Consider the following 25,999-nt stretch of genomic DNA (forward strand, 5'->3'; position numbering starts at 1 on the left):
GTCACGCCAGGCGACGGAACACGGGCTTCACCGGTCGTCCGCCCACCCAGGGCGTGGGGTCGGCGGCGTCCAGTGCCTTCCGGTACACCGCACAGGCCTGGGCCACCACGTCGACGGTGTGGTCGATGTCGGCGTCGCTGAGCGCGCTGCTCACCACGAACGACGGGGCCAGCACCCCGCCCGCGAGGAGCCGGCGCAGGAACAGGGTGCGGTACTCCTGTGACGGCTGCCCGTTCTCGTCGAGGGTGGCGAAGACCAGGTTGCTGGCCCGGCCCCGGACGACGACGTGCTCCTCGACGCCCATGCCGGCCGCGGCCTCGCGGACACCGGCGGCCAGCCGCTCGCCGAGGGCGTGCAGCCGCGCGGTGACGCCCTCCTCGGTGTAGACGGTCTGCACGGCCATCGCGGCGGCCAGGGAGTGCGTCTCGGCGCCGTGCGTGGTGGACAGCAGGAAGACGCGCTCGCCGGAGTGACGCAGCCCGCCGCGCTCCATCAGCTCGCGCCGCCCGGCCAGCGCGGAGACGGCGAATCCGTTGCCCAGCGCCTTGCCGAACGTGGAGAGGTCGGGGACCACGCCGTACAGGCCCTGGGCGCCCACCTCGGACCAGCGGAAGCCGGTGATCATCTCGTCGAAGATCAGTACGCAGCCGTGCCGGTCGGCCAGTTCGCGCAGGCCGGCGAGGTAGCCGGGCGGCGGCTCGGCGTGAGTGGCGGGTTCGAGGATCAGACAGGCGACCTCGTCCTGGTACCGGGTGAGCAGTTCCTCCGTGGCGGCCAGGTCCCCGTAGGGGAACGCCACGGTGAGCTCGTTGGTCGCCGACGGAATGCCGGCGGACATCGGTGTGGTGCCGATGAACCAGTCGTCGGTGGAGAAGAACGGATGGTCGGCGCAGAGGGCCACCCGCGGGCGCCCGGTGGCGGCGCGGGCGAGGCGTACCGCGGCGGTGGTGGCGTCGGAGCCGTTCTTCGCGAACTTCACCATCTCGGCGGTCGGCACCGTGGCCAGGAAGCGTTCCGCGGCTTCGACCTCCACGATGGACGGCCGGACGAAGTTGCTGCCGCGCTCGATCTCCCGCCGGACCGCCTCGGTCACGCGAGGGTGGGCGTGTCCGAGGCTGACCGACCGCAGGCCGGACCCGTACTCGATGTAGCGGTTGCCGTCGACGTCCCACACGTGGGCACCGCGGCCATGACTGATGACAGGGGCCAGGTCCTCGGGGTACTGGTCGTCACCCTTGGCGTAGGTGTGCGCGCCCCCGGGGATCAGGGCGTGCAGCCGCTCGTTCGCCGTCCGCGACCGGGGCAGGAGGAACTCCGCGGCCTCTTCGGTGTGTTCGTGGGTCAACCGACGTCAACCTTCCTTGTGCTCAGGACCTCGGCGAGGCTCGGCGCCTCCCGGTCCCGCTGGGACATCGACGTGACCGGCAGTGGCCAGGGAATCGAGAGTTCCGGGTCGTCGAAGGCGATCGTCACGTCCTCGGAGGGATCGTGCTCTCGGTCGATACGGTAAGAGGTGTCCGCGATTTCGGTAAGAGCCTGGAAGCCGTGAGCGCATCCCGCCGGGATGTAGACGGTCTTCTGCGTCTCACCGGACAGCTCGAAAAAGGCCCGGCCGAGGTACGTCGGCGAGTCCGGCCGCAGGTCCACGACGACGTCGAAGATCTGCCCGTACGAGCACCGCACCAGCTTGGCCTCGCCGGCGCCGGAGCGCAGGTGCAGGCCGCGCAGCACGCCCCGGACCGAGCGGGAGACGCTGTCCTGGACGAAGGCGTGCGGGTCGAGGCCCACCGAGCGGACCACGTCGACGTCGAAGGTGCGGCAGAAGAAGCCGCGTTCGTCGGCGAACGGTGTGGGCTCGAACAGGTACGCGCCGGCGATCTCGGGGACTTCGGTCGCTTTCATGGAGCCTTCCGTGGTGCGTGGGCGTTCGCCGGGAACAGGGTCGTGGTCAAGTCGGTGAACTGCTGGGTGAGTTGCTCGGCGACGACCCGGTTCCGTTCGGTGAGGGTCTGCCGTACCTCCGCCATGTGCTTCTCCAGGTCCCGGAACTGTTCGAGCAGCCGGTCGGCGTCGACCTCGCGGGCCGGGTGGCAGTACGCGCCGAGGCCCATGCGGTCCATGAGCGCGTTGCTCTTCGCCGCGTAGCACAGGGCGAGCACGGGCGTACCGGTCTTCAGCGCGCAGATCAGGTTGTGGTAGCGGACGGCCACCACGGTGTCGGCAGCCGCCGTCTCGTTCATCAGGTCGGCCAGAGAGGCCGGTTCGGCCGCGGTGACCAGCGGTGAGTCGACGGCGTCGAGGACCGCGGCGACCACCGACAGATCGCACTGGTCGCCGGTGAGGAGCCGGACCGGTCTGCCCTCCTCGACGAGCGCGCGCACGAACGTGATCGTCCCGTCGAGGTAGCGCCGGTAGATCTCCTCGGCCCGGTCGCGGTCGTCGTTGCCGCCGTGGAAGTCCATGACGCCGAGGCAGACGGGACCCGGTGTGCCGGTGGGCGCGCTCGACGGCGGTGCCGGCAGGGAGAACGCGAGGTCGGGGTAGATCTCGTCGCGCGAGGTGTCCACGCCCATCGCGCGCAGCGCGTCGCGGGACTGCTCGTCCCGGTAGGACCGGTACGCGGCGAGCCGTGCCGACCAGCGCACCAGGGCCCGGGTCGGCCGGCTCCTGATCCCGGCGGCGCCGACGCTGACCAGCGCGACCCGGGTGCCCAGCAGCCGTCCGCTCGCGCAGAGCAGGAACAGCGAGTACGGGAAGCCCCACGGCCGCAGCGGCAGGGTGGCCTCCAGGACGCCCATGCCCGGCACGATGACCACGTCGTGCCGGCGCACCCAGGCGGCGGTGCGGTAGGCGTCGAAGAGTTTACCGAGCCCCTTCCACACGATCGCGCTCGCCCGGGACGCGGTCCGGTACTCCGCGCGGTTCCAGTGCAGCCGCGTCGCGGGGATCCGGAACTTGGCGGTCACCGCCTCGGGACCGCCGCACAGCGCGTCCACCTCCGCGTCCGGATGCTCGGCGCGGAGGTAGCCGAGGACGGCTTCCAGCGACCCGTCGTTGCCGAGGTTGCCGGAGCCGAGCAGGCCGAACACCCCGACGCGCACCGGGGTCTCGTCCGCCGACGTCATGCCCGCCTCCCCTCACGGCCGGCGACGAGGTCGTCCACGGAGACGGTCAGCTTGGCCGGGTCGACCGGGGCGCGGTCCTCGACCCGCTCGCCGGCGCCGGGCCGGGCCCGGCTGGTCATCCAGGCGGCCAGATGGCGGTAGCACTCGCGCCGGTCGGCCGCGGACAGCGGGGCCCGGTGGATCGCCGAGACGAAGCCCCAGACGTACTCGGCGAGCAGCCGGGGCGTCGGGTGCAGCAGGCCGGCCCGGCGCGGGTCCAGGTTGACGCACCGGGAGCGCTTGGAGGGGTTGGCCCGCTCGGCGCGGGTGGGGTGGTCGCGGCGGAAGTACAGGAGTTCCGGCACCTGGTGGAAGCGCCCGTGGAGGGCGATCTCGGCGACGTACGTGCGGTCCGCGTGGTGGTAGCTGTCCATCGGCTTCACCCGGCGCAGTGCGTCGGCCCGGAACACTCCGTAGAAGTCGTCGCCGCCGGGCTCGAAGAGCATGCTGCGGAAGCGCTCCGGCGCGTGCGGTGAGCCGGTGGCGAGGGTGTACTCATAGGGGACCTTCACCTGGCCGTCGCCGTCGATGACCGCCTGGTCGGCGTGGGCGAGGATCACGTCCGGCCGCTCGTCCAGCGCCTCGACGCAGCGCCGGAGCAGATCGCGGGCGTAGAGGTCGTCGTGCGAGGCCCACTTGAACAGCTCGGTGCGGCACTCGGCGAGGACGCGGTTGTGGTTCGGCGTGGCGCCGATGTTCCGGGGCAGCCGGAGGTACCGGATGCGTGCGTCCTGTGCCGCGTACTTGCGGCAGATGTCCTCGGTCCCGTCGGTCGAGGCGTTGTCGGAGATGACCAGCTCGAAGTCCTCGTAGGTCTGGCCGAGCAGCGCGTCGAGCGACTCGGCCAGGTACTCCTCGCCGTTGTAGACGGGCAGGCCGATCGTCAGCCTGGGCTGGGAGGTCATGAAGTCCTCACTTCGGGAACGGAGTTGGTGTGGCGCTCGCGCAGGGCGGACCGCAGTTGCAGCCACCACACGGCCGAGCTGCTGACGGTCGCGGCGGCGACGCCCCAGGCCGAGCCGACCGTGCCGGCGAGGGCCGCTCCGCCGAGTCCGCCGCCGACGTAGCAGACGGATGCGAACAGCTGGGAGCGCAGGCTGCGTTTGGCGGCACCGAGGGCGCGCAGCCCGGCCGCCGCGCCGGTGCCGAGGCCGGCGCCCGCGACGCTGAAGGTGATCGGCACGATGAGATGCGAGGAGGAGTGCCAGACGCTGCCGAGCAACAGGTCGCCGAGCCGGTTCGGCAGCAGGAGCAGCGACCCGCCCCAGAGCAGCGCGGCCGCGGCCTGTCCGCCGCCCAGCAGAAGGCAGAACGTGCCGAGGCGGTGCGGGGACTGCCGCAGCACCCGTGCCGCCTCCGGGACGGTGACCAGGGACAGCCCCATCAGTACGGCGAGAAAGGGGCCCATCAGGAGCTCGGCGCCCCGCACCGCGCCCACCGCGCCGAGCCCGACGATCGCGCCGAGCCCGTAGGCCCGCAGTTGGCTCGCGCCACTGAGGCTGACGTTCTCGACCAGATACCGGTAGCCGAGATCGCGCTGCTCGCGCAGCCATCCGCGCGCCCCGGTCAACCGGGGCCGGATGCCGGACTGGAGACAGCCGTACGCGGCGGCCACCGCGGCGGAGGCGCCCCAGGCGAGGACGAAGGCGGCCACGGTGCCCGCGTGGGCCGCCAGCACCATGGCCGGGACGAGCGCCACACACCACACGACGTCGTTGACGAAGGCCTTGCGCCCGTTGCCCGCGGCGAAGAACGAGAACCGCCAGGCGTCCTGGAGCAGCAGCCCCGGCAGCATGACGCCCAGGCAGACGAACGCGGGCCCCAGCCGGCCGCCGAGCCCCAGCCCGGCCACCAGGGACACCACACCGATGGCGGTGCCCACACCGAACGCGGTACCCGTCGACCGGGCCACCGCCCCGCGCCAGGACGCCTCCGGGACGCCGCTGAAGCGCACCACGAGCGGGTCGGTGGCAAGGCCCCGGGAGACGTTGAGCACCACGCCGTAGGTCACCCAGGCCAGGCTGAACACGCCGAACGCGGTGACCCCGAGGGAGCGGGCCACGTAGATGCCCACCGCGAAGTTGCTGATGCTGGAGGCCGCCTGGTCGGCCAGCCCCCAGGACAGCCGGCCGACGAGGGCCCGCTTGGCGGACCGGGCCGGTGGCGCCGCTGTCGGCGCGTTCTCCCCCTCGACGGGCATGGAGGTCATGTCTTGATCAGCCCTGCCTCGTGCAGGGCGTCGGCCGCGTCGGCCACGGTGTCGAAAGGCAGCCCGGACCGCTCGGCGACGTCCAGCAGGCTGTGCTCGCCGTCGGAGAGGTTGAGCACCCAGAGCATGGCCATCTGGGCCTGCTTCGTGTCGCTGCGCCCGCCGAGCGCGTCGTACAACCCGCGTCGGCCCAGCTGCGGTTCGCCGTAGGGGCTGAGGTTGACGTACTGCCGGTTGCGGTCCAGGACGGCGAACGCCTCACGGCAGACCGCGAGGGTGTCCGCCATCGCCTCCGGGGAGACGAAGTCCAGGTTGTCCGCAGAGGTGTGGTACTCGGGGTAGCCCGCGTACGGGGTCCTGGTGAGCGAGCCGACGCCGAGGTCGAACCCGGGCGAGCAGTACTGCCGCTCGTCGTAACCGTACGGAGTGAACTCGTTGACCTGGTGCGGGCGTTCGGAGGCGGCCAGCACATGCCGCAGCACCCGGTCGATCTCGGCGTCGCCGCGCCTGCTCTGCTTGTACGTCAGGTGACCCCGGTCGCCGGCGCAGGCCAGTACGACGCCGTGCTTGACCCTTTCCACCCGCTCCCTGTTGCGGGCCAGCCATGTGATCGCCCCGATGGTGCCGGGCGCGAAGATGAACCGGTAGGTGTAGTACGGCGTCCGCTCCGCCAACTCCCGCGCCAGGAACGTCGCCACCGCCACGCCGGCCATGTTGTCGTTGGCCAGCGAAGGGTGGCAGACATGGCAGGAGACGATCACCTCGTCGGGGACCTGCCCGGGGACCACGTGCTCGGCGTAGGTGAGATGACCGTCGGCGAGCGTGGAGTCGATGCGCACCTCGTACTCGCCGTCCGGCATCGCGTCCAGGGTGTCCTGGGCCAGGCAGAAGCCCCACTCCGGCTTGTAGTAGCTGGTGCGGTACGGCACCCAGGACGGCTGGTCCGGCAGGGTGTGCAGGTGTCCGCGCAGCTCGGACAGGGGCATGGTCGCCGACACCGGCACGCTGTAGCCGAGCACGTGCAGGCTGGACTCGGCGAAGTCGACGACCCGGTTGCCGGCGGCGTCGGCGATGTACGCGTCCCGGATGTTCCACTCCTGCGGCACCGTCCAGTCGAGCACCTGCGTCCCGGTCGGCACTTCGTGCACCTGCAGCGGGATGTACTCGCCGACGATGTCGAGGGTGGCGCGCACACCGTCGCCGGTGATGCTGCGGCACAGCGGGTACAGCCGCTCCACCAGCGCGTACATCTCGTCGCCGGCCGAGGTCGTCGGCTGTTCGCCGCCCGTGGTCATCCGCGCCACCGCAAGGTGTCGTCGACGGTGCCGGCCTCGGAGGCGGCGCGCAGCACGGCCAGGCGGGTGAAGCGCTGCTCGAAGGCCTCCCGGGTCAGGCCGTGCTGGCGGTAGGCGTCGGCGAGGTCGAGCGCGCCCTGCTTCACCGTCCACTCGCAGTCGAAGCCGGGGATCGCGGCGCGGAACCGGGAGAAGTCCACGCGGTAGGACCGCGGGTCGGCGCCGTTCTCCCCGGTGATGTTCACCTTGGAGCCGGGCACCGCCTCGGCGACCTGCTCGGCGATCTCGGCGACCGTGACGTTGTTGATCTCGCTGCCGATGTTGAACGCCCGGTCGTGCACCGCTTCCCGCGGTGCGGTCAGCGCGGCGGTGAAGGCCCGCGCGATGTCGACGGCGTGCACCAGCGGGCGCCAGGGCGTGCCGTCGGACATCACCAGTACCTCGCCGGACAGCAGCGCGTGGCCGACCAGGTTGTTCAGCACGATGTCGGCGCGCAGCCGGGGCGAGAACCCGAAGGCCGTGGCGTTGCGCATGAACACCGGCGTGAAGTCGCCGTCGGCGAGCTCGTGCAGGTCGTCCTCGACCCGCACCTTGGACTCCGCGTACGGCGTCACCGGGCGCAGCGGGGCGTCCTCGCCCACCAGGTCCTCGCCGCCGGCGGCGCCGTACACCGAGCAGGTCGACGCGTACAGGAAGCGCCCCACTCCGGCCTCGCGGGCCAGCCGCGCGAGGTGTACCGACGCGTGGTGGTTGATGTCGTAGGTGAGTTCCGGCGCCAGCGATCCCAGCGGGTCGTTGGAGAGCGCGGCCAGGTGGATCACGGCGTCGACGCCGGCCACGTGTTCGGCCGTGACGTCGCGCAGGTCCACCCGGTGTCCCGGCGGGTCGGCGGGCGTCGGGCCGAGGACACTGTCGGCGAACAGGCCGGCGTCGAGGCCGACGACCTCGTGTCCGGCGGCGGCGAGGACCGGGGCCATGACGGTTCCCAGGTATCCCTGGTGTCCGGTCAGCAGTACGCGCATGGGTCAACCCCCCAGGTTGAGCGTGAGTTTGGTGACGGCGAACGCTTCGGCGTATCGCTCGTGGCATTCGATGCCGCGGATTCGCGCGAGGCCGAGGAAGGCCTCCCGGTCGTACCAGGGCCGGTGGCGCTGCGAGGCGTAGTGCTCCTGCAGCAGCCGCACCTTCTGTTCGGCGATCTCCGTCGACAGGGGCTGGTAGGCCGCCATGCGGCCGAGGTCGCCGTCCCACTTGACGATCTCGTAGCCGAGCACGAGGTGGTCGCGGAAGGCGGTGGGTATCAGCTGTGCCAGGCCGCGGTGGTCCTGGTGGGCGTCGTCGGTGCGCGGGGCGAGGATCAGGTCCGGGTCGGTCTGCGCGCGCAGTTCCTCGACCGCGGCCTTGGCCTCGTCCCAGTGCACGGGCATGCGGCCGTCCGGCAGTTTGAGCACGGTCAGCCGCAGGTCGGCGCCCGGGCAGAAGGCGGCGAGCGCGGCCCGCTCCTCCTGCTCGCGTTCGGTGCCGCCGCCGGAGAGCACCAGCGCGTCCACCCGGAGACCGGGCCGCGCCCGGCACAGGGCGAGCAGCGTGCCGCCGGCGCCGATGGCGATGTCGTCGCAGTGCGCGCCCACGGCGACGATCCGGTCCGGGGACCCGGCCCCGAGTCGGATCACGCGCGCACCCCCTGCTCCCACACGGCCCACGGGCGGTCGCCCTGGGCGTAGGCGGCGTCGAGCGCGGCCCGCTCCTTCACGGTGTCGGTCGGCTTCCAGAAGCCGCGGTGCTGGTGCGCCACCAGCCGTCCCTGCTTGGCCAGTTCGGCGCATCCGTCGGCGACCAGGTCCCCGCCCTCGGGTATGTGGTCGAAGACCTCCTGGCGGAGCACGAAATAGCCGCCGTTCTCCCACAGCGGCAGTTCGCTCACCGCGGTGATGCCGCCCACCAGGCTGTCCTCGCCCAGCTCCACGCAGTGGAAGGAGGACTGCGGCGGCACGACCATCATCGAGGCGCCGGCGTCACGCTGGGAGAACTTCTCGATCATCTCGGGCAGCGGGGCGTCGGTGAGGACGTCCGCGTAGTTGGCGAGGAACATCTCGTCGCCGTCCAGGTGGTGACGCACGCGACGCAGCCGCTCCCCGATCGGCGACTCGATGCCGGTCTGCGCGAAGGTGATCGTCCAGTCGGCTATGTCGGTGGACAGCAGCTCGGTCCGTCCCTTGCGCAGCACGAAGTCGTTGGACGTCGTCTCCTCGTAGTTGAGGAAGAAGTTCTTGATGTGGTGGGCCCCGTAGCCGAGGCACAGGATGAACTCCGTGTGCCCGAAGTGCGCGTAGTAGCGCATGACATGCCAGATCAGCGGTCTGGGGCCGACCATCGCCATGGGCTTGGGCACGTCGTCGGAGGTTCCGTTGCGCATCCGCATCCCGTAACCGCCGCAGAACAGAACGACCTTCATGCTGTGACCTTTCGCGACGCGACCTCGACAACGCTCAGTTCCGGGATGGGAAAGACGAGCCGGCCGCCCCACTCGTGCACGAAGGACAGCTGCTCGGTGAGTTCGGCCCGCAGGTTCCACGGGAGGACGAGCACGTAGTCCGGCTTGTCGGCGGCTATCTGCTCGGGCGGCAGGATCGGGATACGGGTGCCCGGCGTGAACCTGCCGTGCTTGTAGGGGTTGCGGTCGACCGTGTACGCGAGCAGGTCGGGCCGGATGCCGCAGTGGTTGAGCAGGGTGTTGCCCTTGCCGGGGGCGCCGTAGCCGACGACCGTCTCGCCGCGCTCGGCCGCCTCGATGAGGAACTTCAGGAGGTCCCTGCGTACCTTGGCCACCCGGGCGGAGAACTCGGTGTAGCCCGACAGCTCCTGAAGCCCGGCGGCCTTCTCGCGGGCCAGCACGTCGGCCACCCGCTGCGTCGGCTCCCCGGCCACCTCGGCCGGGCGCGACCACAGCCGGATGGAGCCGCCGTGCGTGGGCAGCAACTCGACGTCCACGAGCGTCAGTCCGCCGCTCGCGAGGGCCTGGATCGCGGAGGCGACCGTGTAGTACTGGAAGTGCTCGTGGTAGATCGTGTCGTACTGGTTCTCCTCGATCAGGGTCAGCAGGTGCTGCACCTCGATGGAGACCCAGCCGTCGTCGGCGACCAGGGCGCGCAGCCCCTGGGTGAAGCCGACCACGTCGGGGATGTGCGCGTACACGTTGTTGGCCACGACCAGGTTCGCCGGGCCGTGCTCCTTGCGCACGGCCGAACCGGTCTCCGGGCTCAGGAACTCCGTGAGCGTGGGCACGCCCTTGTCCCGTGCCGCCGCGCCGACGTTCACCGAGGGCTCGATGCCGAGGCAGCGGATCCCCCGGTCCACCACGTGCTTCAGCAGGTACCCGTCGTTGCTCGCGACCTCGACCACGAAAGCGTCGGAGCCGTCGGCGTCGAGACCCACGCGCTCCACGGCGTCGGCGACGAACGTGCGCGCGTGCTCCACCCAGGAGGTCGAGAACGAGGAGAAGTACGCGTACTCCTTGAACGTCTCCTCCGGCGTGATCAGCGGCGGGATCTGCGCGAGCCAGCAGTCGGTGCAGACCTGCAGGTGCAGCGGGTACGCGGGCTCCGGCTGGTCGAGTTGGTCCGCGGCGAGAAAGCTCTCGCACGGTGGCGTCGCCCCGAGGTCGACGACGCTCGCCATCGCCTCCGAGCCGCACAGTCGGCATCGTGTCATCTGTTGTCCCCATCCCCCCTGCTCGCGCGGATGTCCCCGCCGCGAGTCTGTGCTGACCGCACCGCGATCGCGGTGCGGTACTCGTCAACCAGACGGTCAAGGCCGACCGTCGGGCTGAAACCCTGTTCGTAGCGGCGCCGGGCCGCCTCGCCCATCTCCCGGTTGTGGTCCGGCTCCGCCGCGATCCGGCGTATGCAGGACGCGAGGGAGGCGGACTCCCCCGGCTTGTGCAGCAGCCCGGTCACCCCGTCCTCGACGAGTTCGACGAAGGCGCCGTGGCCGGCGGCGACGACCGGGACCCCGGCCGCCATCGCCTCCACGACCACCAGGCCGAACGCCTCCAGCCACGTCGAGGGAGCCACCACGGCGACCGACCGCGCGATGGCCTTCTGGCACTCCGCCGTGTCGTACAGGCCGACGTACCGCACGTCGTCCCGGCCCGCCGCCCAAGCGGTGACCTCCGCCTCCAGTGGTCCCGTGCCGGCGATCACGAGCGGTACCCCCACACCGCCGCTCGCCGCGATCTCGTCCCACGCGGCCATGAGCAGCCGTACGCCCTTGGCCTCCGCGAGCCGGCCGAGGTAGAGCACATGCTCGCCGGCGTCCGTGCGGCGCGCGTCCGGGTCGGGCACGAAGTTGTGCTTCACCGCCATCCGCTCGGCCGGCATCCCGGCCCGCACCAGGACGTCACGCTGCGCCGCGGAGATGCACAGGAAGCGCTCCACGCCGGACCACCACCGCCGCCGGTTGGCCGACAGGCTGACCGCGAGCGGCACGGTCGCGAGGCGGGAGCCCCGGTAGCAGCCGTGCCGGACGGCGGGCAGGGGCGTCGACCCGACGCATTCGGTGCACGGCCGGCCGTCCCGCTGCAAGGTGCCGGGCGGGCAGACCTGGGTGTAGTTGTGCAGCGTCGCCACGGCGGGCACGCCGGCGTCGGCGCAGGCGGCGAGCACCGCGGGCGACAGGAGCGGGAAGACGTTGTGGACGTGGACGATGTCCGGCCGCTCGGTGCGCAGCCGGGTGGCTAGTTCCGTACGGACCGCCGGGTTCCACGGCACCCGCAGGGGCACCGCGACCTTGGCGAGGAGGGACATGGCGCCGATGTCGTCGCTGCGCCGCTCGAACGTCTCGACCCGGTGGCCGCCTTCGCGCAGCAGCTCCACCTCCTGGTCGACGACCTTGTTCTCGCCGCTCGGCTGCGCCGAGCCGTAACGGTTGTGCACCACGAGGACGTGCATGCTCACCTCACCTCCGTTCTCTGGGCCCAGCGCGGGATGCGTTGTCGGGGGACGGCGGGCGTCGCGAGGGAGGTGGCCTCGGCAGGTGCCACCAACAGCGCGGCGGCCAGGGCCAGATGCAGCAGATACGGCGAGGCGTCGCCGAGGCCGGCCTCGGTGTACGACGCGATCGCGCAGTAGCTGATCAGGAAGATCGCGCAGGCCCGCTGCAGCGACGGTGGCCGCAGCAGCGCGACGCCGCCCAGCACGATGATGATCGCCGCGACGAGGGTGACACCGATCAGGCCCTGCTCGTTGTAGACGGCCAGCCAGCTGTTGTCGATCGGCAGGCCGCCGAACGACTTGTCGCCCAGACCCACGCCGAACCACTTCTCCCCGGTCGTCCGGGGCGCGGCCAGCAGGGCGTCCCAGACCTTGGCGCGACCGGTGAGGCTGGAGAAGTTGTCCTTGCTCTGTCCGCGCAGGAACCACGCTTGCAGTGCGGAGGCGAACCCCACCGCGGCCACCGTGGCGATCGCCACCGCCCAGGTGAAGAAGCGGCGGGCCGCGGCGCTTGTGAGCAGGAGCGAGCCGATCGCCAGCACCAGCCCGAGGAGCAGGCCGAGCGTGGCCGTGCGGGTATGGGTCAGGGCGAGCAGGACCAGTGAGGGCACGATGACCACCGCCGCGCTGGTCCTGTCGGTCCGGCGGCCCACGAGGAGCAGCACGGTGAGCCCGATGATCACCGCGGCGTACTGGCCGATCTGCGGCGGGGTGAGCGGCCACAGCGCGCCGACCAGCCGCCCGCCGTAGAGCTCGGGCAGGGCCGCGCCCGGGGAGACGACCAGGCCGAGGGCCACCGATCCCAGCACCGCGAAGTACATCCGGATGTGGTGCCGTACGAACGTCAGGCTGCCGTCCCACCAGCGGCTGAGCAGCCACAGCGTGCCGACGAAGAGCATCAGCCTGAAGCAGCGGAACAGCGCGCCGAACCCGGACTCCAGGTGAGCGCTGGAGACCACGCTCGTCACCAGCAGCAGGGTCAGCAGGAACACGTATGCGCTGCCTCGAATGCGCAACCGGGCATTGACCGCGAGCGCCAGCGCGAACGCGAGGACCAGTGCGCCCATGGTGACCATCTGGATGAGGGAGCGGGGCAACGGGACGATGGTCTTCGCCCCGGCCGAGCCGAGCGTGTTGAGGACCAGCAGCCCCCAGACCACCCCGACGATCTTCGGCGTGCGCTCTGTCTCCATCTCAACCACCGGCCTTCGGGTCGGAGTCGAGGGTGCTGCCCGTGTCCTGCTGGTTCGGCATGCCCTGCCAGCTCGGGAATTCGAGCAGCTTGCTCGGGTCGTGGACGACGAACTTCCACGGTCCGACATAGACGTTGTCGTGCCAGCGGTTGTGCTGCTTCTGCGTGATCGCGTCGGCCACCTTCTCGCCCTTGTACGGCGACCAGTCCGGATAGGTGCCGTAGTTGGACAGCACCGCCATCCGGTCGCACTTCGTCGTGCACTTGACGACCGACTTGTCCAGCACGAAGCGGTTGTCGTGGATGTCCACCCGCTGCGTCTTCCACCGGCAGTCGGCGTAGAGCGGCGCCTTGGCGATCGCCGGCTTCGCGCAGCTGCCGGTCTTCTTCACCAGCAACGTGCAGTCACCGGACGAGGTGTTCGCCGGGCTGTTGCAGAACCGGTCGGCGTTCTCCCACAGGGTGATCCCGGACCAGTTGTTCTCCAGCATGTTCTGATAGATCTCGATCTTGTCGGTGCGGGCCTTGACCCGTGGTTCCCCGCCCGACTCGGAGAGGTAGATCGTCGCGAACGGGAAGCTGTCGCCGGCGTCGGCCGCCTTGCGGCCCTCGACCCAGTTGTTCCGCCGGATCGTGTTCTTCCGGATGATCGCGTTGTAGCTGATCTCGTAGATCAGCGCGGCACCGTCGTTGGCCTCGATCACGTTGTTCTCGATGAGGAAGTCGTTGTTGTTGGTGTCCGCCCACAACCCGGTTCCCCGGTTGTCGTGCACCCAGTTCCCGCGTATGTCGGCGCCGTCGACGGCCCAGAACTTGATGCCTCCGGTGCAGCCGCAGCCCGGCTTGCGCCGCTCCCAGTCGCCGGTGTTGTTGCCCACGATCTCGTTGCCCTCGACCACCAGACCGGTGATACGGCCATTGCCCTTGTACGCGTTCATGCCGTACTGGCCGTTGTTCTTGAGGCAGTTGGCGCGGACCTGCTGGCGGGCACCGGCCATCAGCCCGGCACCGTCGTTGTCCTGGATCGTCGAGTCCTCGATCACCCATCCGTCGGCCGAGTCGTGGTTGACCACGCCCTCGTCGGAAGGTGCCGCGAAACGCTGCACGGTCAGGTAGCGGATGCTGACGTCGCTGGCGCTGCCGCTGAAGGCGTACTGGTTCTTCTTCCCGCCGTCGAGCACCGCGCCCGGTGCACCGAGGTAGCGGTCCCCCTTCTTGGGGACGACCTGGGCGAAGCGGTCCGGGTCGAGCCTGTGCTTGCCCGGCCGGAGCCAGAACGTGGTGTTCGGGGGGTTGCCCTTGGTCTTGGCCGCCAGGTCACCGACCTTCGCGGGGTCGACCGTGACCGCGCCCGCGGGTGCCTTGGCCGGCCCGGCCGCGGGGTTGGCGCACACCCGGGCCAGGGACTCGGACCGGGCCCCGGACGTGGTCGGCACGGCGGTCGGGTTCGCACTGGCTTTTGGCGTGCCGCTGTCACAGCCGGTCGCCGCCAGCAGGGCCAGCGTCAGCGGTGCCACCGCCAACGCCCAGGGCCGCCTCTTGTTCCCCACGTGCCCCCCTAGCCGCGGAACCTGAGCACGGTGGTGAAACCCGCCGTGCCGTCGGTCGAGCCGGTGCCGATCAGGGTGGTGGCGGGTTCCTTGCGCCCGAAGCCGGAGGAGTACCAGCCCAGCGGCGGCTCGCTCTCGCCGCGGTGCGCCTGCCAGGACAGCCCCTCGGGCAGGTCGAGTACGGCGGAGCGGTCCTCGCCGTCGCGGGTCCAGGTGAGCCGGGCCCGGTTTCCGACCAGGTCGGCGGTGATCGCCGGGCCGAGGTGGAACGCCAGCCGCACGGTCCGGCGCGGGCCGCTCACCTCGTCGACCAGCCGCAACTCCTGGGTCTCGGCGGTCAGTTCGACCTTGCGGCGGTGCACGGAACCCTCGTAGCCGTCGTGCTCGGCGGACCAGCGGGCCGGCTCGCCGGACGGGTCCGCGGTCAGGACACGGGTCTGGGCATGCCGGGTCCACAGGAACGGGCCGCCGGAGACGGACTGGTCGGCGCCGTCCAGTTGCAGGGTGTTGTGGCCGAGGGTCGACCGGAAGTACTGCCGCCACTCGGGCTGCCCGTGGTAGCAGTACGTCCCCGGGTCGGCGAGCACGTCGACTCCGTCGTGCCGGACCTCCACGGACAGCGCGTCCGCGTGGGCGTGCGCGGCGATGGACAGGAAGCCGTGCGGACCGCCGTCGCAGCGGCACCAGATCTCCTCCGGGCCGCGCAGGATCGTCATGCCCGCGTCGGCGAAGTGGGCCGGCCGGCTCTCCGGGCGGGTCACCGACGGTTCGGTGCGCTTGACGAGCGCGGCCACAAGCGGGGTGCGCACATCGGTGGCGGTCACCTGCGGCCACCAGTCGAGCCGGCCGAACACGGCGTCTCCGGTGGCCAGCAGCGAGGCCCAGCGGTCGGTGCCCGCGCCGTCCACGATCAGACCGTGCCCGTCGTCCGCGTCCCCCTGACGCGGCGGCCGGAGCCGGTTGTCCACGACGGCCGCGAGCGCGTCGGTCATGCGCAGCAGCACCAGACGGACGGTCGCGGGGACCTGCACTCCGGCCGCGTCCGCCTCGGCCACCGCGGCCAGGCCGAGCTCCAGGACCAGTCCGTGGTACTCGGTGGCCAGCTCGCGGTTGAGTCCGGAGAGGTAGGTGTTGCCACGCAGCTGCCGCTCCAGCGAACGCAGGGCGTCGGCCCGCCAGCGCGCCGAGGCGGGGAACCAGTCGAACGCGCAGGCCGCGGCCAACTGTCCGGCGTCCTCGGCGATGACGTGGTTGTTCGCCGAGGAGCCCCGGCTGGGGAAGGCGGCCAGCCAGCGCTGGTGGTGCCAGATCTGGTTGCGCGCCACCGGGTTGCCCTCGAACAGGTCGGCCGCGCCCGGCCAGCCGTCGAGCAGTCGGCGGATCCACACCCAGGACAGCAGCCGGATGCCCAGCTCGATGCCGCTGATCCAGTGGACGCCGCGCAGCGGCGGGTTGGCCGACCACCACGACCGCAGGTGCTCGGCCACCCGCTCGGCGTACCGCTCGTTCCCGGTGATCGCGTAGGCGGCCGCGAGCTGGGTGAGGTACTGGTGCCGGGACGGCTCCCAGATCTGCTTGATGTCCCCGACCGCGTCCTCGCTGCGGTACGGCACGTCGAAGGCGTACCCCGAGGGGGCCCGGCGCCCGGTCTTCGGATCGCGCCACCAGTCCGGGTCGGCCAGGTCGTCGCGGACCACCCCGAAGAACTCGGCGTGCCCGTCCATCAGCCGGTCCGCCTCGGCGACGAGGCGTTTCGCGGCGTCGGCGGGTACGGCGGCGATCGTCCCGGCGGGCAGCACGGCGGTGAACCGGGCGCCGATCACGCTCGGGCAGTCGGGCGGCGCCGACCGCCAGCGCCGTCTGCGCACCGTGTCGCCCACCCGGCCCGCGACCTCCTGCGGCCCCATCCGGGACAGCCGCCGGAGGTACCAGCCCACGCTCATGGTCACTTGGACCTCGCCAACGTCACCGGCACGCCACCGGCCAGGCCGGCCTGCACGGCGAGGGTGGCCGCCGTGGTGGCGACCAGCGACTCCAGCGGCACCGGCATCGGTCCGCCGGTCCGAACCGCCTTGATGAACGCGGCCAGTTCGGCGTTCTGGCCCTTGTCCCGTGCCTTGGGCAGCCTCGAACTGACCCACTTCTTGCGGCCGTACACCGAGGCACGCACGAAGTCGTCGAGTCGCAGCGCGCGGCCGTCCGCGACGAGGTCCAGCGTCTCCTTGGGGAAGCCGGACGGGCCGGTGGTGACGTAGCTGATCGTGGCGGTGGAACCGTCCGGGTAGCGCAGCACGACCTGGAGGTCCTCGTTGCCGGACGTGGCGGTCGCGTACACCGAGACCGGGTCCGCGTCGAGCAGCCAGCTCGCCGTGTCGATGAAGTGGCCGCCCTCTCCGGCGAACCGCGAGCCCTCGGTGCCCTGCTGGAGGTACCAGCTGCCGTGCGTGAGGCGGCCCGCGTTGACCAGGTAGCGCAGGTGTGCCGGGCCGGTCCGGGTGCCGAACTGCGTCCTGGCCTCCTGGAGCAGCGGCGCGAACCGGCGGTTGAAGCCCACCTGGAGCCGGTCGTTGCCGGACTCCTCCACCGCCGCGAGCACGCCGGCCAGTTCGTCCTCGGTGAGCGCCAGCGGCTTCTCCACGAACACGGTCTTGCCGGCCAGCAGTGCCTGCCGCGTCAGCTCGGCGTGCGAGCTGTGCCTGGTGACCACGAACACCGCGTCGATGGACTTGTCGCCGAGCACGGCGTCGAGGTCGGTGGTCGCCTCTTTGAATCCGAACTTGCGCTGCGCGTTGGCCCCGGACAGCGACGTCGTGGTGACGACGGTCGACAGCTCGACGCCCTCGCGCTGGGCGAGGTGCGGCAGCAGCATCGACGTCGCGTAGTTGCCGGCGCCGACGAAGGCGAGACGTACCGGGGTCTTGGCGGTCCGGGCGGCGGGGCTCGGCTTCACGTTCACCGCGGGCAGCGCCACCGACGGGGCCTCGGCCTCCTGGGCATCCTGTTCGGGGTACCGGAACAGCGCGGTGATGGCCTTCAGCTCGCCTTCCTTGAGGCGCTGGTAGGTCTCGACGGCGTCGTCGAAGTCGGCGACGTGGGAGATCAGGGGCTCCACGTCGACGCGGCCGCGGGCCATGAGGTCGAGGAAGCACGCCAGGTTGCGGCGCTCGGTCCAGCGCACGTAGCCGATCGGGTAGTCGCGCCCCTCCAGCTCGTACGACGGGTCGTAGCGCCCGGGGCCGTAACTGCGGGAGAAGCGGACGTCGAGTTCCTTCTCGTAGTACGCGTTCCACGGCAGGTCGAGGCGGCACTTGCCGATGTCGACGACCCGGCCGCGGTCCCGGCAGAGGCGGGCGGCCAGCTCGACGGGCTGGTTGCTGCCGCCGCCGGCGGCCAGGTACACCTGGTCGACGCCGTGGCCGTCGGTGAGTTCGGCCACCGCGGCCTCCACGGCCGCGGACGAGGGGTCGCCGGCAGCCGCGGCGCCCAGGCTCTCGGCGAGTTCGCAGCGCGAGGGGTCGGGGTCGGCGCCGACGACGCGGACTCCCGCGGCGGTGAGGAGCTGCACCACCAGCTGCCCGATCAGCCCGAGGCCGATGACCAGCGCGACCTCGCCGAGCTGCGGCTCGCCCTGGCGGACGCCCTGCATCGCGATCGACCCGACGGTGCCGAAGGCCGCGTGCCGGGGCGCGAGGCCGTCCGGCACCGGTGCGTAGAGGTTCTTCGGCACCCAGTTCAGCTCGGCGTGCAGTGCGTGCTCGTTGCCGGCGCAGGCCACGAGGTCGCCGACCTTCACGTCGTCGATCCCGGCGCCGACCTCCTCGACCACCCCGCACAACGAGTAGCCCAGCGGTGTGTAGGAGTCCAGCTTGCCCATCACCTTGCGGTAGGTGGCGGGCACCCCGTTGGTGGCGACACTCTGCATGACCTTGGCCACCTGGTCAGGGCGGGAGCGGGCCTTGCCCAGCATCGACATGCCGGCCTCGGACACCTTCATCATCTCGGTGCCGGTGGAGATCAGCGAGAAGGCACTGCGGACCAGCACACCGCCCGGCTTGCACCCCGGTACCGGCACGTCGAGCACCGCAAGCTCGCCGCTCTTGTAGTTCTGTACTACCTGTTTCACCGAAGTCCCCTGATTCCTAAGCCGTTTGCCGAGTGCTCTGGCCGGACCCGGAGGTCGCGTCGCGATACCAGTACTCGAGGGTCAGCACATGCCACAGATGCTTGGAGAAGTCCTGCTGCCCGGCGGCGTCCTCGGCGACCATCCGCTTCAGCGCGTCCCTGCGCAGGAACCCGGAGCGCACGAGCTCGCCGTCGTTGACCACCTCGCGCACCAGCGGTGCCAGATCCCGGCTCATCCAGGCCCGCAGCGGGGCGCTGAACAGGCCCTTGGGCCGGTAGACGATCTCCCGGGGCAGGATCGAGGTGGCCGCCTCCTTGAGGACGGCCTTGCCCTGCCGTCCGACGATCTTGCGGTCGCCCGGCACAGTGAACGCCGCCTTGACCACCTCGACGTCCACGTACGGCACCCGCACCTCGGTCGACGCGGCCATGCTCGACCGGTCCGTGTAGGCCAGGTTCAGGCCCGGCAGGAACATCCGGGAGTCCGCCAGGCACATGCGGTTGACGAAGTCGTCGAGCTCGTTGTCCTGGTAGATGTCGGCATGCTCGGTCACCACGTCGTCGACCGTCCCCGCCAGGTCCGGATCGATCAGGGCGAGCAGATCGTTCTGGTCGTACATGGTGTAGCTGCGCCGGAACGCGGTCTCCTCCGGCAGATCGGCGAAGGAGAGGAACCGCTTCGCGAAGCGAACCGACCTGAGGCCCCTGCGGGACGTGGCGACCGGCAGCCGGTCCACGGCCGCGGACAGCCCGCGCCGCAGGGGTCGCGGGACGCGCTGGTAGCGCAGTGCGAGCAGGTTGGCCAGGTGCTTGCGGTACCCGGCGAACAGCTCGTCGGCGCCCATCCCCGAGAGCATCACCTTGACCCCGGCCTCCCGGGCGGCCTGGCAGATCAGGAAGGTGTTGATCGCGGCGGGGTCGCCGATCGGCTCGTCCAGGTGGTACGTCATCTGCGGCAGCAGGTCGAGCACGTTCGGGGCGATCTCGATCTCGTGGAGGTCGACGCCGAATTGCTCGGCCACCTGCCGGGCATAGCGCAGGTCGTCGGGCATGGCCTCGAACCTGGCGTCCTCGGCGCGGAACCCGATCGTATAGGCGGAGATCCCCGGCTGGTGACGGGCCGCGAGGGCGGTCAGCCAGCTCGAGTCGAGGCCCCCGGACAGGAAGGTCGCCACGGGTACGTCGGAGAGCAGGTGCCGGCGGGTCGACTCCTCGACGACGGCGGCCAGATCCGGGCGTTCACCGGCCCGGGCCCGTTCCTGGCCCTCGGCGGCGACGTCCTTCAGGTTCCAGAACCGGCCGCGCTCCACCCGGCCGTCGGGCCGGCACCGCAGCCAGCTGCCCGGCGGCAGCTTCTCCGCCTCGCGGAAGGCGCAGCGTGAGTCCGGCACCCAGTAGTAGAGCAGTGAGGCCACCAGCGCCGCGTGGTCCACCTCCAGCTTGCCGCCGGCCGCACCGGCGAGCGCCTTGAGCTCGGAGGCGAACATCAGGCCCTCGCCGCGCCGGAGCACGAACAGCGGCTTGATGCCCAACTGGTCGCGGACCAGCACCAGTTCGCCGGTGCGCTCGTCGAAGATGCCGAACGCGAACATGCCGCGCAGCCGGGGCAGACAGTCCGTGCCCCAGCGCCGCCACGCCTCGAGCAGCACCTCGGTGTCGGAGGTACCGCGGAAGCGCACCCCGGCGGCCGCCAGTTCGGCCCGCAGCTCGGGCGCGTTGTACAGCTCGCCGTTGTACGTCAGGACGAGCCCGTCCTTGGCCATCGGCTGGGCGCCGGTGTCGGACAGGTCGATGATGGACAGCCGGCGGTGCCCGAGCTGCACCTCGCCGTCACCGACGGGGTGGCCGTAGCGGCCCGCCCCGTCCGGGCCGCGGTGGGCGAGGGTGTCGGTGAGCCGGTCGGTGACGATCTTGCCGTCCGGCCATCGGTACGTCCCTGCGATGCCACACATGTCCTACCGCACCTCCTGGTCGCTGTCCGGGACTCGTGCGGCCCACATCGGCTGTCGTTCCGTCTTCACCTGGCCGTCCCCCACTGCCTGAACGGCGTGGGAGGTACCCCCACCGTTCTGCCGGGCCGTCCGCTCGCTGTGCCCCCGCAGCGCGACGTGCAGCCCGTCCCAGAGCGTGCCGTCGGTCCGGTCCCGCGGATCGGGGTCGATCAGCACCACGCCGACCACCGTGATGCGCTGGTCCGCGAGTTGCCGCGCCACGGTGTGCAGCCATGCGGCGCTGCCGTGCCCGGCACGCACGACGAGCACGGTCTGGGTACCGAGGTACTGGAGGTCGGTCCACGCGGTGCCGGGTGCCACCGAGCCGACGCCGAGCAGGCGCCCGTGGTCCGGCACGGCCGCGGCCTGTTGACCGCTGACCACGGTGGGATCCCCCGGCTTCGGACGGCGGCCGGAGAGCTCCGAGCCCGGCAGACCGTCGACGACGACCACGGGCCCGTCGCTCGCCAGTGCCCGGGCGACGTTCAGGGCGATCGCGCTGGTGCTGCGCGCACAGCCCAGTTCCAGCAGCGACAGGTGTTCCGCGGAGCCGCGCGCGGTGCGGGCCAGGGACGCGGTGAGCCGTTCGCGTGCCAGCCGGGTCCGCCGGCGCTGCCACGGCCTGCCCGACCGGCGGGGCAGCTCCGAGATGACCGAGGCACCCAGGTTCGCCGCGATGTCCCGGCGCAGTACGGGGCGGTCCCCGACCACCACGCCGACCGCGGCCAGCGCGAGCCCGAGGAAGAGCCCGAGGACGAGACCGATCGCGGCGTCGGTGGCAGCGGCCTTGGGCAGGGAGTGCCGTACCGGGCTCGGGTCGTCGACGATCTGCGTGCCGGCGACGACCGCGGGCGTGCCGGTGCGGGCCTCGGCGGCGCGCTGGTCGAAGTCGGAGATCCGCGAGTTCAGTTCGGCCCGGCGGGCGTAGAGCGACTCGATGCTCGCCGCCCCCGTCGTCTCGCCCGCCGTGGCGCGTTCGTTGATCTCCTTGTTGACCGTGGCGAGCTCGTCGCGTGTGCGGTCACGCTGGTCGAGCAGGGCCTTGGACTCGGCCTGCGCGGTCGCCTTCATCCGCTGCACGTGGTCCGCGACGAACGCGTCGGCCAGCGCCTTGGCCCGGGCCACCGCCTGCGCGTCGTCGTCGCCGGTCACCTCGATCTGCAGCAGGTTGTTGGTCAGGCCGGTGCCCCGGTAGTCCTTCATGAAGTCCTCAGGCTTGTCCGGGGACTTGAGGGACTTCAGGGCCGCGTCGGCGATCCGCGTGGTCTGCAGCAGCGCGACGTCGGTGCGCATCAGCGTTCCGGTGTCGTTGGGCTGGTCCTCCGCGTGGGCGACCAGCACCTTGGTCGTCGCGCTCGGCGGCGGCGGCATCAGGACCGCCACTGCCGCGCCGGCCAGCAAGCCCAGGACCGCCATGGCGCACCACAGGCGGCGGCGCCTGCGCACCGACACCACCAGCGCCTGAAGGTCCAGGAGCGGGGTGGCGGCCGACTCGGGTGAAGTCGTGTTCGTCGTCACGCCCGACCTCCCGTCGCGCGGCCGGGAACCGCGAACGTGAGGGTGGCGTCGTCCGGCAGGTCGGCGGCAGAGCGCGTGGGGCGGGCCTGGACCGGGCCCGCGACGACGACGCCGACGACCTCGTGCCGGCCGTCCGCGCACGCCTCGGCGATGCCGGCGAGCTCCTCCGCGGTCCAGCTGTTGGCGCTGAGGACCACCACGACACCGTTCTCCGTCCCTCGGTCCGGCACGATCGGCCGGTCCACCGACACCTCCACCACCCGCAGCAGCGGATCGTTCTTGGCCTCGCCGAGCAGCTGCCCGGCGGCCCGGCGGGCGATCTCGTCGCCGTCCGGTACGACGACCAGCAGCCGCCGGGGAGCCGGCAGCTGCTCCCGGAGGCGGGCGCACACCCGCCGGTAACGGAGCCGTCGGCCGGCCTCGTCGCCGGACTTCTCGAGGGCCGGTACGTTCCACGGGGTGTCGGCGCCGAGGAGGCGGCGGATCCGGGCTCCCCGGCCCACGCCGTCCGTCCCGAGCGCGGGCCATTCACCGGGCACGTCCACGGCGCCCAGCGGCGTCGAGCCCAGTGCCGCGGCGATCTCGGGTTCGGTGCGCAGTCGGCGGTTCATCCGGGCGGCGACGAGATGGCCGACGAGCGCGAGCAGGAAGAAGACCAGCGCCCCGCCCACGATGAGCTGAATCCTCGTCGGAGGCGCCTCACCGGTGGGACGGGCGGCCTGCCCCATGACGACCATGCCTGACTTGTTGCTCGACGGGTCGGCCTCTTGCAGCTTCTTCATGGCCGCCTCCAGCGAGGTGCGCAGGTTCTCGAGCGCCGTGCGGGACTGAACGCTCTCCACGGTCTGGCCCGGATCGGCCGCCTTGGCCAGTTCGGAGATGCGCCGGTTGGTCTCCGCGACCTGCTTGCGCAGCGCCTCGGTCCGCGCGACCGCTGAGGCGTCGGCGCCGCTGCCCGCGACCTCCGCGGCGAACTGCACGAACTGCTGGGCGACCCCGTCGGCGAGCCGCTGTGCTCGCTCCGGGGTGTCGGCCGTACCCGCGATCGTGATGATGTTCCCGTCGCCGGCCGTGGCGCTCACGCGGTCCCGCAGCTCGGAGCGGCTGACGTCGGACCAGTGCAGAGCGTCGGCCGTACGGTCGACCACGGTCAGACTGGTGGCGATGTCGACCTGGGTGAGCAGCTCTCGCTCCTCCCACACCCCTGGCAGCAGCACTGGTGCCGAGGCGGTGTAGCGGGGCGGGAACACCAGCACCGAGGTGCCGTAACCGAACAGTGCGCCCACCACGGCGAGGACGGCCAGAAGCCGCCACCGCCGACGGAGTATCCGCCCGATCGTGATGAGGCGGATGGTGTCTTCGTTCAACTGCGCTGCCTCTTCTTCCTTGTGCGCACCGGACCGCGTGCAGACACCGCATTGCGGTCCCGGCACGCGGCGGCATAGGCGGCGAGCAGCGACGCCTGCGAGTTGGGCCAGGAAAGCTGCCCGCCGATCCGCTCCTGGCCGATCTTGCCCATCCGGGCCCGCTTGTCCGGATCGTCCAGCAACACCGTGATGAGCTCGGCGAATTGGGCCTCGTCGTTGGCCGGCGCGTAGACGGCGGCGTCACCTGCGGAAACGCGCGCCTCCTTCAGGTCGAACGAGACGATCGGCCGGCCCATCGCCATGTACTCCAGGACCTTGTTCATGGTCGACACGTCGTTGAGCGGATTGCGCGGGTCGGGAGACAGGCACACGTCCGCGGAGGACAGGTAGCGCACCAGATCGGCGTCCGGGATGCGCCCGGTGAACTCCACCTGCTCGGTGAGCCCGAGCTGCCGGGACAGCTCCACCATCGCGTCGAAGGCGTCGCCGGAGCCGACGAACACCGCGTGCCAGTCGGTCCGCCCGAACTCGTCGCGCAGCTTGGCGAGGGCGCGCAGGGCGTAGTCGACGCCGTCCTGCGGACCCATGACGCCCAGATAGCACAGCAGATGGGACTTGCCGCGCTTCAACTCCGGCTCGGCGGGCACCGGTTGGAACCGCTCGATCTGGGGCGCGCTGCGCACCACGAAGACGTCCTCCGGCCGCTTGCCGCCACGGCTCACGGCGACGTCCTTGTAGCTCTCGTTCGTGGCGAGCACCACGTCCGCGGCACGGTAGGTCCGCCGTTCCACCGCACACACGGCGCGGTAGAGCAGGTCCTTGCCGCGGTCGAAGCGGGAGAGGTACAGCTCGGGCACCAGGTCGTGCTGGTCGAAGACGAACCGTGCGCCGCGCCGCCGCAGCCAACGGGCCGACAGGAACAGCAGGTCGGGCGGGTTGCAGGCGTGCACCACGTGGACCGGGCCGACCTTGCGGGCCAGCCGGGCGGTGTGCCAGAGCGCCGATCCGTACTCCTTGAGGTAGCCGGCCGGTCCTCCGGTGGCGGCGCGCAACGGGTAGCGGTGGATCCGCACCCCGTCGATCACCGCCTCCGGCTCCGTGTCCCGCTTCTCCCCCTGCGGACAGATGACGTGCACGTCCCAGCCCGCGTCGCGCAGCGTCGTGCACTCCTGCCACACCCGTCGGTCGAACGGCACCGACAGGTTCTCCACCAGGATCAGCGCGCGCCGGCCCGAGCCGTCGCCGCTGACTTCGTTACCAAGCAAGGCCCATGTATCCCGGTTCGGTCCGGCGCGTCTCGGCGTCGGGAAGGCGGATGAGGTCGACGATCACCGGGCCGCTGCCATGAGGCAGGGCCGCGAGGACGGCCGGGTCTTTGGTCCCGACCAGGCACACCTCGGCATGGTCGAGCACCTCCTCGACGGAGTCCGCGAGCAGCTGCGCGAGGTGCGGCAGCCGGGTCTCGATGTACTCGCGGTTCGCACCCATCAGCCGGGAGAGGCTCACGTTGGCGTCGTGGATCCGCAGGTCGTACCCCTTGCCGTGGAGCCGCTCCGCCAGTTCGACGAGCGGACTCTCGCGGAGGTCGTCGGTGCCGGGCTTGAAGGACAGCCCGAACAGGCCCACCTTCCGCTTGCCGGTGCGCTCCACCAGGTCCACGGCACGCTGGAGGTGGTCGGAGTTGGAGGGCAGCACGTGGGAGAGGATGGGCACCGAGACGTCGGCCCGCTGTGCCGCGTACACCAGGCTGCGCAGGTCCTTGGGCAGGCAGGAGCCGCCGAAGGCGAAGCCGGGCCGCAGGTAGGCGGGGCTGATGTTCAGCTTGCGGTCGGCCAGGAACACGTCGATCACCTGGTGCGAGTCCACCCCGAGCGCCTGGCACACCGCGCCCAGCTCGTTCGCGAAGCCGATCTTGAGGCCGTGGAACGCGTTGTCCGCGTACTTGATCGCCTCGGCCGTCGGGACCGGCACCCGGAACACCTCGCCGGGCAGGCCCTCGTACAGCGCGGCCACCACGTCGCCGCTGGCCGGGTCGAGTTCGCCGATGACGGTCTTGGGCGGGTCGAAGAAGTCCCGCACGCTGGTGCCCTCGCGCAGGAACTCCGGGTTGACCGCGACCCCGACGTCCACACCGGCAGTACCGCCGATGTTCTTCTCCAGGATCGGCACCAGGAGGTTCAGGCAGGTGCCCGGGAGCATGGTGCTGCGGAACACCACGGTGTGCCGCCCGCCCCGCTCGGCCAGCGCGGCGCCGATCTCCTCGGTGACCCGCTCCAAGTAGGTGGTGCACAGGCTGCCGTTGGGCTCCGACGGGGTGCCCACGCAGATCAGCGACACCTCGCTGTCCATGATCGCCTCACGGACGTCGGTGGTGGCGCGGAGCGCACCGGTCCGCACGACGTCGGCGGTGAGTTCGCCGATCCGCTCCTCGACCACCGGCGCCTTGCCGTCGTTGACCAGGTCGACCTTCACCTGGTTGACGTCCACGCCGATGACCTCGTGCCCCATGCCGGCCAGGCACGCGGCCGACACGCAGCCCACGTAGCCGAGCCCGAACACGCTGATTCTCATGACCCGTTCCTCCCCCCAGGCAGGCCCTT

Annotated in this window: 20 protein-coding genes; all 20 read right to left on the bottom strand. The window is 71.3% G+C overall.

Annotated elements, in window-relative coordinates:
• Position 1: 1 nt before the first annotated feature.
• The 20 genes from ABZT93_RS08750 to ABZT93_RS08845 are packed head-to-tail and all read right to left on the bottom strand — an operon-like array spanning position 2 to position 25,970.
• Entirely contained in the window at positions 2 to 1,345 is a 1,344-nt protein-coding gene (locus tag ABZT93_RS08750) for a glutamate-1-semialdehyde 2,1-aminomutase (RefSeq protein ID WP_356100976.1), read from the bottom strand.
• Positions 1,342 to 1,902, bottom strand: coding sequence for a dTDP-4-dehydrorhamnose 3,5-epimerase (rfbC, locus tag ABZT93_RS08755; RefSeq protein ID WP_356100978.1), 561 nt, complete (start codon positions 1,900 to 1,902; stop codon positions 1,342 to 1,344). Before rfbC ends, ABZT93_RS08750 begins: the two co-directional genes overlap by 4 nt.
• Entirely contained in the window at positions 1,899 to 3,125 is a 1,227-nt protein-coding gene (locus ABZT93_RS08760) for a polysaccharide pyruvyl transferase family protein (RefSeq protein WP_356100981.1), read from the bottom strand. Before ABZT93_RS08760 ends, rfbC begins: the two co-directional genes overlap by 4 nt.
• Positions 3,122 to 4,069 carry a glycosyltransferase gene (locus ABZT93_RS08765; RefSeq protein WP_356100983.1) on the bottom strand — a complete coding sequence of 316 codons (948 nt, stop codon included), beginning with the start codon at positions 4,067 to 4,069 and terminating at the stop codon, positions 3,122 to 3,124. Before ABZT93_RS08765 ends, ABZT93_RS08760 begins: the two co-directional genes overlap by 4 nt.
• The gene (locus ABZT93_RS08770; RefSeq protein ID WP_356100986.1) at positions 4,066 to 5,373 is read right to left on the bottom strand and encodes a hypothetical protein; all 1,308 of its coding nucleotides are present in this window, start codon (positions 5,371 to 5,373) and stop codon (positions 4,066 to 4,068) included. Before ABZT93_RS08770 ends, ABZT93_RS08765 begins: the two co-directional genes overlap by 4 nt.
• Positions 5,370 to 6,668, bottom strand: coding sequence for a DUF4910 domain-containing protein (locus ABZT93_RS08775; RefSeq protein WP_356100988.1), 1,299 nt, complete (start codon positions 6,666 to 6,668; stop codon positions 5,370 to 5,372). The genes ABZT93_RS08770 and ABZT93_RS08775 overlap by 4 nt, the downstream gene beginning before the upstream one ends.
• Complete coding sequence (locus ABZT93_RS08780) at positions 6,665 to 7,690, bottom strand: SDR family oxidoreductase (RefSeq protein ID WP_356100989.1); 1,026 nt, start codon at positions 7,688 to 7,690, stop codon at positions 6,665 to 6,667. Before ABZT93_RS08780 ends, ABZT93_RS08775 begins: the two co-directional genes overlap by 4 nt.
• Before the next feature lie 3 nt (positions 7,691 to 7,693).
• Positions 7,694 to 8,341: a PIG-L deacetylase family protein gene (locus ABZT93_RS08785; protein WP_037716320.1), complete on the bottom strand. Its 648-nt coding sequence runs from the start codon at positions 8,339 to 8,341 to the stop codon at positions 7,694 to 7,696.
• Entirely contained in the window at positions 8,338 to 9,123 is a 786-nt protein-coding gene (locus ABZT93_RS08790) for a sugar phosphate nucleotidyltransferase (protein WP_037716317.1), read from the bottom strand. The genes ABZT93_RS08785 and ABZT93_RS08790 overlap by 4 nt, the downstream gene beginning before the upstream one ends.
• On the bottom strand, positions 9,120 to 10,379 hold the full coding sequence (locus tag ABZT93_RS08795; protein ID WP_356100992.1) for a class I SAM-dependent methyltransferase: 1,260 nt from the start codon (positions 10,377 to 10,379) through the stop codon (positions 9,120 to 9,122). The genes ABZT93_RS08790 and ABZT93_RS08795 overlap by 4 nt, the downstream gene beginning before the upstream one ends.
• A complete protein-coding gene (locus ABZT93_RS08800) occupies positions 10,376 to 11,617 on the bottom strand; it encodes a glycosyltransferase (protein ID WP_356101464.1) in 1,242 nt (413 codons plus the stop codon). Before ABZT93_RS08800 ends, ABZT93_RS08795 begins: the two co-directional genes overlap by 4 nt.
• Before the next feature lie 2 nt (positions 11,618 to 11,619).
• The gene (locus ABZT93_RS08805) at positions 11,620 to 12,852 is read right to left on the bottom strand and encodes an O-antigen ligase domain-containing protein (protein WP_356100994.1); all 1,233 of its coding nucleotides are present in this window, start codon (positions 12,850 to 12,852) and stop codon (positions 11,620 to 11,622) included.
• Between the two features lies 1 nt (position 12,853).
• Positions 12,854 to 14,401 (bottom strand): right-handed parallel beta-helix repeat-containing protein, encoded by a 1,548-nt coding sequence (locus ABZT93_RS08810; protein ID WP_356100997.1) that lies wholly within the window; start codon positions 14,399 to 14,401, stop codon positions 12,854 to 12,856.
• A gap of 8 nt (positions 14,402 to 14,409) precedes the next feature.
• A complete protein-coding gene (locus ABZT93_RS08815) occupies positions 14,410 to 16,350 on the bottom strand; it encodes an alginate lyase family protein (RefSeq protein WP_356100999.1) in 1,941 nt (646 codons plus the stop codon).
• Complete coding sequence (locus ABZT93_RS08820; RefSeq protein ID WP_356101001.1) at positions 16,347 to 18,524, bottom strand: bi-domain-containing oxidoreductase; 2,178 nt, start codon at positions 18,522 to 18,524, stop codon at positions 16,347 to 16,349. The genes ABZT93_RS08815 and ABZT93_RS08820 overlap by 4 nt, the downstream gene beginning before the upstream one ends.
• A 16-nt stretch (positions 18,525 to 18,540) precedes the next feature.
• Positions 18,541 to 20,475, bottom strand: coding sequence for an asparagine synthase (glutamine-hydrolyzing) (gene asnB, locus ABZT93_RS08825; RefSeq protein ID WP_356101003.1), 1,935 nt, complete (start codon positions 20,473 to 20,475; stop codon positions 18,541 to 18,543).
• A 3-nt stretch (positions 20,476 to 20,478) separates the two neighbouring features.
• Positions 20,479 to 22,032, bottom strand: coding sequence for a Wzz/FepE/Etk N-terminal domain-containing protein (locus ABZT93_RS08830; RefSeq protein WP_356101005.1), 1,554 nt, complete (start codon positions 22,030 to 22,032; stop codon positions 20,479 to 20,481).
• Positions 22,029 to 23,399, bottom strand: coding sequence for a Wzz/FepE/Etk N-terminal domain-containing protein (locus ABZT93_RS08835; RefSeq protein WP_356101007.1), 1,371 nt, complete (start codon positions 23,397 to 23,399; stop codon positions 22,029 to 22,031). Before ABZT93_RS08835 ends, ABZT93_RS08830 begins: the two co-directional genes overlap by 4 nt.
• Entirely contained in the window at positions 23,396 to 24,664 is a 1,269-nt protein-coding gene (locus ABZT93_RS08840) for a glycosyltransferase family 4 protein (protein WP_356101009.1), read from the bottom strand. Before ABZT93_RS08840 ends, ABZT93_RS08835 begins: the two co-directional genes overlap by 4 nt.
• Positions 24,654 to 25,970 carry a nucleotide sugar dehydrogenase gene (locus ABZT93_RS08845; protein WP_356101011.1) on the bottom strand — a complete coding sequence of 439 codons (1,317 nt, stop codon included), beginning with the start codon at positions 25,968 to 25,970 and terminating at the stop codon, positions 24,654 to 24,656. Before ABZT93_RS08845 ends, ABZT93_RS08840 begins: the two co-directional genes overlap by 11 nt.
• Positions 25,971 to 25,999 lie beyond the last annotated feature (29 nt).

Source organism: Streptomyces sp. NPDC005303 (assembly GCF_040607335.1).
GTDB lineage: Bacteria > Actinomycetota > Actinomycetes > Streptomycetales > Streptomycetaceae > Streptomyces.

Bases quoted from the DNA above. Each gene is read 5' to 3' on its own strand.
- ABZT93_RS08805 (WP_356100994.1), bottom strand. From the start codon at position 12,852: ATGGAGACAGAGCGCACGCCGAAGATCGTCGGGGTGGTCTGGGGGCTG.
- ABZT93_RS08780 (WP_356100989.1), bottom strand. From the start codon at position 7,690: ATGCGCGTACTGCTGACCGGACACCAGGGATACCTGGGAACCGTCATG.
- ABZT93_RS08765 (WP_356100983.1), bottom strand. From the start codon at position 4,069: ATGACCTCCCAGCCCAGGCTGACGATCGGCCTGCCCGTCTACAACGGC.
- asnB (WP_356101003.1), bottom strand. From the start codon at position 20,475: ATGTGTGGCATCGCAGGGACGTACCGATGGCCGGACGGCAAGATCGTC.
- ABZT93_RS08760 (WP_356100981.1), bottom strand. From the start codon at position 3,125: ATGACGTCGGCGGACGAGACCCCGGTGCGCGTCGGGGTGTTCGGCCTG.
- ABZT93_RS08770 (WP_356100986.1), bottom strand. From the start codon at position 5,373: ATGACCTCCATGCCCGTCGAGGGGGAGAACGCGCCGACAGCGGCGCCA.
- ABZT93_RS08800 (WP_356101464.1), bottom strand. From the start codon at position 11,617: ATGCACGTCCTCGTGGTGCACAACCGTTACGGCTCGGCGCAGCCGAGC.
- ABZT93_RS08790 (WP_037716317.1), bottom strand. From the start codon at position 9,123: ATGAAGGTCGTTCTGTTCTGCGGCGGTTACGGGATGCGGATGCGCAAC.
- ABZT93_RS08795 (WP_356100992.1), bottom strand. From the start codon at position 10,379: ATGACACGATGCCGACTGTGCGGCTCGGAGGCGATGGCGAGCGTCGTC.
- ABZT93_RS08845 (WP_356101011.1), bottom strand. From the start codon at position 25,970: ATGAGAATCAGCGTGTTCGGGCTCGGCTACGTGGGCTGCGTGTCGGCC.
- rfbC (WP_356100978.1), bottom strand. From the start codon at position 1,902: ATGAAAGCGACCGAAGTCCCCGAGATCGCCGGCGCGTACCTGTTCGAG.
- ABZT93_RS08775 (WP_356100988.1), bottom strand. From the start codon at position 6,668: ATGACCACGGGCGGCGAACAGCCGACGACCTCGGCCGGCGACGAGATG.